Below are 8659 nucleotides of genomic sequence, written 5' to 3'. Positions count from 1 at the left end.
CTAGTAATATTGTATAAAATATTTAACTCATACGTAATGGGTGATTAGCGATCGCACCTTTTTTAGCCGACCTCACAAAATCGCATTGCTCCCGAAGATAGCCTCTGTGTTTGAAACAACTACAACTGGAGCGTCCGTAGTCAAATCCAGAACGAAAGTGACTTCCGGAATCGCCAAATCGGTAGAGAAGATATCTAAAACTGAATTGGGGGCGTTAACTTCTGAACTAGCCAAAGCTACCGCAGTTCTAGGGATTGTTATCGGCGCGCTTCAAGTTGCTTCAGGTGGATTTCAGACATGTAAAAGCTTATACCAATCTTCCCAAATTGAAAAAGCGAAAGGCTCTCAGAAGAAAATCATTCAAAACGTTGCCGATGGATTAGAACAAATCAAGGCGCAATTACCCGATCTTTTGATGACTGCCGAGCCAGATGAAATTCTTAAAGTTGAGGAGAAAATGCAAGAGCTGCGCGACACGCTTGAACAGCTTCAAGAACTAGAGATAAAGTTCAATCCGGCGATGGCAGCCGCCAAGAAAATCAATAGACGGAGAATGGAAGATGGCATCATGAAAACAGCAGGGGGCGCAGTTGGTATTGTTAGCAGCGCGCTGACGCTGAGTGGTGTGGGTGCTCCTATTGGAATACCTTTTAGTGTAGTAACTGGCATATTGACTATCGGGTATGCGGTATTAAATTACAAGCGTAATCGCAAGGCCAACTCTCTGACTGATATTGCTGAATATCTGGATGATGAAGGTAAACCGAAAGCAAGGCCAGACTCGAAACCAGATTATCGAATTATGGAGGAAAGGATCTACAAGTGCTATTACAACCATCTCTCTAACGTTCTCAAGGGAACTAAGCCAAATGGGATGAAAAAAAGCGAATTCACCAAAGTCAAGGAATTTGCTTGGGAAGACAAAAAAGATCGGGTCAAATCGCAAGAGAAAGTTATTGTTACTAATCTATCTGCTGCTGAACAGCTCGATAAGACGACCAAAAAGGATAACTGGATTGAAGTGCAAGCAAGTGGTGAGGTAATCTACAAAGAAAAACCAAAAGGACTTGAAGAAGTCTGCTATCAATTGAGTGCATCGGCTCATAAGAGTAAGCAATCTTTGAATGCTTCCAAAGAGACGTTGGCAGATACCCTGACGCTGCTTTGTATGCATAGCTATAATAATGAGACTAAAGAGTTTACCAACGCGCGGATCGAAGCTAAAGACAAAGCTGATGCAGAAGCATTAGCAGAATATGGTACACTTACGCTGAATACGTTACTGTCAGCAGCAGATATAACGCCAAAGCGGTGGACTCGCTGGTTTGATGAGACAAGTGGCGACTCTGAAAAGCTTCGAGAGAAAGTGTTGAAGCATATTAAGTAGTCTTCATCTAAAAATATTACTTTAGGAAAATATATGAGTCAGTTGTTTGATCGGCTCGTTGGCTTTTACAAACGATATGGTTGGCCAATGGAGCAGGTTCCCGATAATACAATTCTCACAATTCGGTATAGTGGAGATATTGCGCTATGGGATTTCATCGCCTCCAGTGACGAGCCTACTCAGACGATTACGATGTTTGCCAGGGTTCCAGAAGTCTGCCCCCCTGAGTTATTCAAGACGATGTCAGAGTTTTTGGAGCGAGCCAATTTTGGCATGACTTATGGAGCTTGGGTAATGGATCGTCGAGATGGAGAGATTCGCTACCGGGTCGGCGCAGATGTCGGCAACCTAGCTATCAACGATGAGTTCTTAGAGAGTTTAACGCTCTATACGAATCTCACGATGAATCATTACTTAAAGGCAATATTTGCCATTCTCAAAGAGGGAGCTTCAGCGCAAGCCACATTTAACCTTGTATTTTCAGACGATCAAAACTAATGTAGTTTAGCTAAAATGTTGGCTCAAACGAAACCTTGCTTCAAGCAACTCCTGCTGGTCTTACAACATCTTGATCGGCGCTTAGAAACCGCAGTCGCCGCTGTTGAAGCTGCCTATGGCACAGAAGCGAACAACGGCCTCTATCGCGGATTACAGATTGATGCCGCAGAAGTTGGGCAACTGATCGAACAAGCGCCAGGAAACTCAGTACTTTATTCTGAACAGCTTCAGAACCTTCCCTCAGATGCTGTCGAGGCTGGATCTCCGCTAGCATGGCTTCAAGATTGTTTTGGTCTATCAAGTTTTGATCTTAATATTATTGCTGTTGCCCTCGCGCCCGAACTCGATCGCCGCTACGAACGCCTTTATGCCTATCTGCAAGACGATGTTCGAGCTAAACGCCCCACGGTTGACCTCAGCTTGAATTTACTCTGCGCCTCGTCGCTGGAAAAACTGATGCGAAGAACCCACTTTGCAGCTGAATCTCCCCTGATCCGGCATGGGTTGCTGCATTTGATTCCAGACCCAAATCAAGCTGAACCCTCGCTGCTGGCACACATTATTAAACTCGATCCGCAAGTTGTTCGCCTGCTGCTAGAGGAGCAAGGACTTGATCGGCGGCTAGTTTCAGTCTGTCAGTTAATTTCACCACAAATCCAGTTTCAAGAATTGCCAATTTCCGTTTCAATTCAGCAGGCGTTACTCACCCTCATTCAAGCCGATTGGCAGACCAACCGATCACTCAAGCTGTATTTTCATGGCATCGATCGAGCAGGCAAACGACAAGTTGCTGAAGCGATGGCTAGTGTTCTGAAAATTCCGCTGCTGACTGTAAAATTAGCAAAAATTTTAGCTGCTAAGTCCGAGTTTATCAAAACGTTAAACCTGATCTTTCAAGAAGCACTGTTTCAAAATGCCTTACTCTATATCGAAGAGCTAGAGGCTTTGCAAACTCCAGACCATGAGCTTTTTTATCATACCTTGATTGAGAGTTTAGCAACATATTCTGGCAGAACCATTCTCTCTGGTCTCAAACCCTGGCTCTATACAGCCGCTCAATTGATTCCTCAAGGCATTTTCAGTGTTCCTTTCGCAATGCCAAATTTTGAACAGCGGCGGTTTTACTGGATGCATTACTTAAAGGCGGCAAATATTTTTCTTTCCTCATCAGAGTTAGATACATTAAGCGATCGCTTTCGGCTCACCTCTGACCAGATTGCTAATGCTGCGATCGCTGCTACACACCAAGTAAAGTGGAAAAACGCTGCCCCTACGCTACATTCTTCCGAGCTAGCTGCTGTCCAGATCAACGACATATTTTTAGCAGTGCGAGGCACATCCGGACGCGACCTAGAAGCACTATCTCGACAGATTAATCCACACTATCGGTGGGATGATATTGTGCTGCCTGCGCCTCTAAAAGCCCAGCTTCGGGAAATTTGCGAGCATGTCAAGCATCAGTATCTAGTCTGGGAACGTTGGGGATTTAATCGCCAGCAGTCTTTGGGCAAAGGCTTAAACGTTATGTTTGCCGGAACTCCAGGTACTGGAAAAACAATGGCGGCTGAGGTAATTGCCCAAGAACTTCAGCTTGACTTGTACAAAATTGACTTGTCTCAAATTGTCAGCAAATATATTGGCGAAACGGAAAAGAACCTCAACCAAATTTTTACTGCTGCCACCAATGCAAATGCAATTCTGCTCTTCGATGAAGCAGATGCACTATTTGGTAAACGGAGTGACGTGAAAGATGCACACGATCGCTATGCCAATCTAGAAATTAGCTACCTTCTACAAAAAATGGAAGAGTACGAAGGATTGGCAATCTTGACAACTAACCTTCGCGCTAATATGGACGATGCTTTTATGCGACGGCTGCGATTTATTGTAGAATTTCCAATTCCAGGTGAGAAGCAGCGACAGCAAATATGGCAGAAAGTTTTTCCAGACCTTGCACCGCGCAGCCCGGAACTAGACTTAGGGTATCTGGCTCGCAATTTTGAACTAACTGGGGCTAACATTCGCAGCATTGCCCTCGCATCTGCTTTTCTAGCTGCTACTGAAGGAAATCCAATCGCAATGTCTCATCTCACTCAAGCAGTACGCCGCGAATACCAAAAGATGGGAAAAATCATGAAAGAAATTTAATAACTGGACTTTGGACTAAAAGGCTAGAGAAAAGCAGTCAGCAGCAACACTGACTGCCGTAAAGTCAATAGAACTCTTGCATAAATATTTTGTGGTATGATTATAGGTTGTTCTACTTTCAGTTTTTGGTAAGAGGTTATAAATTTTTTCGAGCAAGTATTATCAGGCGATAAGCCTACGGCATGGCTTCGCTTAACGCTAACTAAAAAAATGGCAGCAAACGTTGTTTCAGCTATGCGAAATTTGGCATTGCATAATAGAGGGATGAATTGAGGTTATCTACTGTGCAATGTCCATACTGTGGGTCTACGGAGATTCGGAAGAACGGAAAGCGAAGAGGTAAACTCTCATCACATTTGCAATGAATGTGATCGCCAATTTATCGACGTGTACAATCCGCCAAAAGGATATTCAGAGGATCTGAAACAAGAATGTTTAAAAATGTACTTGAACGGTATGGGTTTTCGCGGAATTGAACGGGTTAAAGGGGTGCATCATACTACTATCATTTATTGGGTCAAACAATTAGGAGAAAAACTTCCAGATGTACCAAAAGAAGATATCATTCCAGAAGTTGGAGAACTGGATGAATTAGAGACATTCATCGGTTCAAAAAAAACACTCTTTGGCTCTGGACAGCAGTAAATCACTTTCAGCAGGGTATTTTAGCCTGGGTTTTAGGAGATCATAGTGCCAAAACGTTTGAGCCATTGTGGGAAATTGTAAAACAGTGGAAGAGCTATTTCTATGTGACAGATGGCTGGAAAGTCTACCCAAGTTTTATCCCTGATGGAGACCAAATTGTGAGTAAAACATATATGACCAGAGTAGAAGGCGAAAATACCCGCTTGCGTCACTACTTAGCACGACTGCATCGCAAAACATTGTGCTATTCAAAGTCGGTAGATATGCTGAAATCTTCAATTCGATTATTACTTCATTACTTGAAGTATCAGGAGATACCCATACTAAATTAAATCATCCCGCATTTATGCAACGCCCTTTTTTACTATCTGTCCGACTTTTCAAACACCCTCTAATTAATAGAAGATAGTTTTACATTACTCAACTAATGATTGTAGAGTAGTGGAAAATTGTCTGCGACTTTGAATAAATATAATAGACCTCTTGCAAAATTAATTTTATGTTATATTAGAGGATTAAAATTTTGTTACGGCTAAACTTAATTCGTAGTTGTAAATTGCAGCCAGTAAGTTACAACGCAGACCATAACGACGACGGCGATTACGATATCTATCACCAAAAACCTGAAAAACTTTCAGGCGGCGATTAATGTGTTCAATACCGATTCTAGCTTTTGCCAAAAACCGATTATAGTCTTTTTCTAAGACAGAAAGTTCTCTATTTTTAGGCTTTTTTTTGGGAGTATAACTGTTGCTATTAAAGTGGACTAATTACCGTAGTTGTACAGGATAATGGTTCTCTGCACAATAGTAAGCTGGTTCGTCAACAATGGCAGCGTTGGCAGCAACTTGGACAATACATTTTCTTTTTGCCCCCTTATTGTTCACAAATGAATCCCATTGAAACCCAATGGCATCAATTAAAAAGTCATGAAATTGCTGGTCAAATGTTTGACAACGAATATGACTTAGCGATCGCAGTTCTAGAGGGGATGACAGCCCGTAGTCAAACTTGTGGATACATAGTGGAACGTTTTATATTTAATTGCACCTAGCTACTTATTGCTTTAATCCAAAGCGCAAGGTTCCTCTGCTGTGGATAAGCAGCGTTCTTATCCACGGTGAGTTCTTCAAAGCGTAGCGATACACCCGAACTCCACGGGTGTATCGCTACGCTCAAGACTTTAGCGGGTCTGTTCAGCGGGAACGTCGAAGCGATCAAGCATCATCACCTTGTTCCAGGCTGCGACGAAGTCCTTGACCATCCGCTCGTGACCGTCATCAGCGCCATAGACTTCAGTAATCTGACGCAGTTCCGCATTCGAGCCGAAGATGAGATCGCAGCGGGTTGCGGTGAACTTCGCTTCACCTGTTTCGCGATCGCAGATATCAAAAAACATCTCGCGATGGTCAGCAGGCTTCCACTCGTAGTCCATACTTGTCAGGACACGGAAAAAGTCATTGGTCAAGACACCCGGTCGGTCAGTGAAGCTACCGTGCTTTGAATAGTCCCAATTCTGATCGAGGGCGCGAAGTCCGCCGACCAGAACCGTCCACTCGGGCGCAGTCAGCGTCAGGAGTTGCGCCCGATCGAGGAAGATCCGCTCCGGCTTCACCTTATAGCCAACCGCCTCATTGTGATAGTTTCTGAAACCGTCCGAAACTGGCTTCAGCCAATTAATCATTTCAACGTCTGTCAATTCCTGAGTTGTATCCATCCGCCCTGGTGTAAATGGGACGGCAACAGAAACCCCAGCGTCTTGCGCGGCTTTCTCAATCGCAACACAACCACCGAGAACGATTAGGTCTGCGATCGAGATTTTTTTGCTGCCCGACTGAGCGCTGTTAAACTCGGACTGAATTTGCTCAAGGGTCGATAGCACCTTGCCAAGTTCCTGCGGGCGGTTCATTTCCCAGTCTTTCTGGGGATTGAGGCGAATGCGCCCTCCGTTCGCGCCGCCGCGCTTGTCAGAATGGCGGTGGCTCGACGCGGCTGACCAAGCGGCTGACACGAGCGCCGAAACAGAAATCCCACTTGCTAAAATCTTATCCTTAAGAAAATTGATATCGGCGACATCAACAACCTCATGATCCAGGGCTGGAATTGGATCTTGCCAGATCAGATCTTCCTCTGGGATTTCCGGACCAAGATAGCGCGTTTTCGGACCCATATCTCGATGAATCAGCTTAAACCAGGCGCGTGCGAACGCATCGCTGAAGTAATCGAAGTCACCCAAGTAGCGCTGACAGACCTCGTAATAGACGGGATCGACCTTCAACGCAATGTCCGAAGTCATCATCATTAACGGGTGTTCAACACCCTGTTGATGGGCATCTGGTGTCTTTGGCGCATCAGGATTGCTCGGCTTCCACTGAATAGCACCTACTGGACTCTTTGTCTGTTCCCACTCGTACTTAAAAAGATTGGTTAGGTAACTGTTGTCCCACTGGATTGGGTTTGGAGTCCACGATCCTTCGATCCCGTTCGTCATCGTATATTCGGCAAACCCAGTGCCTTCAGGGTTCTGCCACCCCAAGCCCATAGCCTGAATTGGCGCGGCTTCCGGCGCTGGACCGATCTTGTCCGGCGAGACCATGCCGTGACTTTTGCCAAAGGCATGACCACCTGCAATGAGCGCGACAGTTTCTTCGTCATTCATGCCCATACGCGCAAACGTCTCGCGAATGTCTCGCGCTGAGCCATAGGGGTCGCCTTCGCCGTTTGGACCTTCTGGATTGACGTAAATTAGCGCCTGGTGCGAAGCTGCTAGCGGGTTCTCAAGGTCGTAGTATTCCTCGTTCGGCTTCCCAACCCACCGAATCGTGCGAGTGACCATCTCGTCAGGATGACCAGGGTGTTCCTTGATATCGTCAACCGGATCGCCGTTCCAGAACTCCGGCCCCCAGTATATCGCGCGATCTGGCTCCCAGGCATCAATGCGACCGCCACCAAAACCGAAGGTCTTAAACCCCATGATTTCGAGCGCGCAGTTGCCAGTCAGACTCATCAAATCAGCCCAGCTTATTGCCGCACCATATTTCTGCTTGATGGGCCAGAGCAGCCGTCGTGATTTATCTGTGTTCCCATTATCCCACCACGAATTGATTGGTGCAAAGCGTTGCATACCCTGACTCGCTCCGCCTCGACCGTCTGCGATCCGGTAGGTGCCTGCTGAGTGCCACGCCATGCGAATCATTTGAGGTCCATAATTACCATAGTCGGCTGGCCACCAGTCCTTTGAATCGGTCAGCAGCGCTTTGATATCGCTCTTCAACTGTTCAAAGTCAAGCTTCGCGAAGGCTCCTTTATAATCGAAATCTCGCAGTGGGTTAGCTTGGGGCAAATTTTGGTGAAGCAGTTCGACCTGAAGTCGGTTCGGCCACCAATCATCGACTTGCGGCTTGGAGCCGAGCGCGCCACCAATGCGGGTTCCCCGGAAGGGACATTGTGCAGGAGGGGTGGCAGGGTTGTTGTTCATGGGGCTGTTATTCATTCAGTTCAATCCTTCTTCATTAAGTTCAATTCTCTCTAACAGTTTATGTTAGTCAAGCTGTGTTAAGCGCCATTTGTGGCGGTTTGAACGGCAAGTGCCTTCATCGCTAAAGTTTTTGCAAGTGCTGAATGAGCTACCCTTTGCTAAGGGCATTCATTTAAGCAAGTGGCCCAGACTTGCAATTTCACCCCATTCCCAGACTTGTAATTTCACCCCATTAATAGAACCAGTCCATAGGTAAGATAAACCAAGTAAGCGTTTAACTGTGTGAAAAGCCTCTTCCATTGTAGAACCATCAGCTATCCAAATTCGTTCAAAGTTTTGCAATGCATACTTAACACTATCTGGTAATGGTCGCCTAACTCTTTGCTGCCAATTGAGTTGTAATTGAGGTATAGCGGTTATCAGTCCAGTTCAGTACACTTAGGAGAGAGCAATTCTATTGATAACTGGTCGCTATGAAAGCCTACTCTCTCGACTTGCGTCAG

Annotated in this window: 6 protein-coding genes and 2 pseudogenes; 5 read left to right on the top strand and 3 right to left on the bottom strand. The window is 45.6% G+C overall.

Annotation, left to right across the window (positions count from 1 at the left end; genetic code table 11):
* Positions 1-157 precede the first annotated feature (157 nt).
* From V7K21_RS30435 to V7K21_RS30420, 4 genes and pseudogenes are all read left to right on the top strand, one after another.
* Positions 158-1387: a hypothetical protein gene (locus V7K21_RS30435; RefSeq protein ID WP_335179819.1), complete on the top strand. Its 1230-nt coding sequence runs from the start codon at positions 158-160 to the stop codon at positions 1385-1387.
* A gap of 42 nt (positions 1388-1429) precedes the next feature.
* Positions 1430-1885 carry a hypothetical protein gene (locus V7K21_RS30430; RefSeq protein ID WP_335179817.1) on the top strand — a complete coding sequence of 152 codons (456 nt, stop codon included), beginning with the start codon at positions 1430-1432 and terminating at the stop codon, positions 1883-1885.
* A 15-nt stretch (positions 1886-1900) separates the two neighbouring features.
* Positions 1901-4033 (top strand): AAA family ATPase, encoded by a 2133-nt coding sequence (locus tag V7K21_RS30425; protein ID WP_335179815.1) that lies wholly within the window; start codon positions 1901-1903, stop codon positions 4031-4033.
* Positions 4034-4317: 284 nt separating this feature from the next.
* Positions 4318-5010 (top strand): annotated as a pseudogene (locus V7K21_RS30420) (IS1 family transposase).
* Positions 5011-5193: 183 nt separating this feature from the next.
* Here the strand turns inward: V7K21_RS30420 and V7K21_RS30415 are convergent.
* Positions 5194-5439, bottom strand: a pseudogene (locus V7K21_RS30415) (transposase family protein); the annotation flags it as partial.
* A gap of 8 nt (positions 5440-5447) precedes the next feature.
* On the opposite strand from V7K21_RS30415, the gene V7K21_RS30410 reads away from it, so the two are divergent.
* Complete coding sequence (locus V7K21_RS30410; protein WP_335179821.1) at positions 5448-5732, top strand: transposase; 285 nt, start codon at positions 5448-5450, stop codon at positions 5730-5732.
* A gap of 129 nt (positions 5733-5861) precedes the next feature.
* Here V7K21_RS30410 and katG read toward each other — a convergent pair whose 3' ends face one another.
* Together katG and V7K21_RS30400 are read right to left on the bottom strand one after the other, a co-directional pair.
* Complete coding sequence (gene katG / locus V7K21_RS30405; RefSeq protein ID WP_335179813.1) at positions 5862-8171, bottom strand: catalase/peroxidase HPI; 2310 nt, start codon at positions 8169-8171, stop codon at positions 5862-5864.
* A gap of 153 nt (positions 8172-8324) precedes the next feature.
* The gene (locus V7K21_RS30400; RefSeq protein WP_335179823.1) at positions 8325-8498 is read right to left on the bottom strand and encodes a hypothetical protein; all 174 of its coding nucleotides are present in this window, start codon (positions 8496-8498) and stop codon (positions 8325-8327) included.
* Positions 8499-8659 lie beyond the last annotated feature (161 nt).

The organism is Nostoc sp. (assembly GCF_036919595.1).
Taxonomy (GTDB): Bacteria; Cyanobacteriota; Cyanobacteriia; order Cyanobacteriales; family Nostocaceae; genus Nostoc.
Note: the sequence above shows the minus strand (reverse complement) of the source record. Positions and strands in the feature narration are given on the sequence as shown.

Bases quoted from the DNA above. Each gene is read 5' to 3' on its own strand.
- V7K21_RS30425 (WP_335179815.1), top strand. From the start codon at position 1,901: ATGTTGGCTCAAACGAAACCTTGCTTCAAGCAACTCCTGCTGGTCTTA.
- katG (WP_335179813.1), bottom strand. From the start codon at position 8,171: ATGAATAACAGCCCCATGAACAACAACCCTGCCACCCCTCCTGCACAA.